1 protein-coding gene is annotated in these 828 nt (G+C 73.4%); it reads right to left on the reverse strand.

Features of this window, described 5'->3' with window-relative positions; all coding sequences use genetic code 11:
• Nucleotides 1-725 (reverse strand): ribose-phosphate pyrophosphokinase (locus APM_RS12840; protein WP_039888612.1); only part of this gene is annotated, 725 nt, incomplete at its 3' end.
• Nucleotides 726-828: the final 103 nt, after the last annotated feature.

Below are 828 nucleotides of genomic sequence, written 5' to 3' on the forward strand. Positions count from 1 at the left end.
CGCAGCAGCGTGCCGCCGGTGCTGATCAGGTCGTCGACGATGATGGCCACGCGGCCGCGCACGTCGCCGGCGAAGAGCGTGCCGGTCACCACCCCGCCGGAGCGGTGCTTTTCCATGAAGGCGGCGCCCACCGGCGCGCCGCGCAGGGATTCCAGCGCCTCGCGGACCTGTTCGGCGCGCTTGGCGCCGCCGGTATCCGGCGACACCACCACCGCCGGAACCCGGCGCAGCAGGGGCGCGAAATGCGCGGCGAACAGCGGCGCGGCGGGGACGTGCAGGCTCGGGCAGCGGAAGGCGTTCTCGAACGCGGCGAGGTTGTGCACCTCCAGCGTGATCACCTGGCCGATGCCGACCGCCTCGAACATCGCGGCGACGTAGCGGGTGGTGACGGGATCGTTGGTCTTGGTCCGCCGGTCCTTCCGCGCGTAGCAGAGATAGGGCGCCACCGCGGTGACCCGCGCGGCGCCGGCATCGCGCAGCGCGCCGCAGAAGAACAGCAGGCGGCAGAGCCGGTCATTCGCCGAATCGCCCTCGCCGCCGTGCAGGGTGTGCAGCACGAAGGCGTCGTGGCCGCGCACGTCCTGCAACGGGCGGGCCTTGTGCTCGCCATCCTCGAAGTCGCGCTCCTCGTGCGCGGCGAGGGCGATTTCCAGCCGGGCGGCGACCTGTTCGGCGAGCGGTCGGCTGCCATGCAGGCCGAACAGCGAGAGCGGGGCGCGGGTCATGGGGATGTCCTTTTCGCGGCATCGGGCGGGCGCCAGGCGGCGGCATCCGGCGGCACCGGACCGAGGCTCCACAGCCCCTCGAACGGCGCGGCGTGGGCGGTGG

Source organism: Acidiphilium sp. PM (genome assembly GCF_000219295.1).
GTDB classification, from domain to species: domain Bacteria; phylum Pseudomonadota; class Alphaproteobacteria; order Acetobacterales; family Acetobacteraceae; genus Acidiphilium; species Acidiphilium multivorum.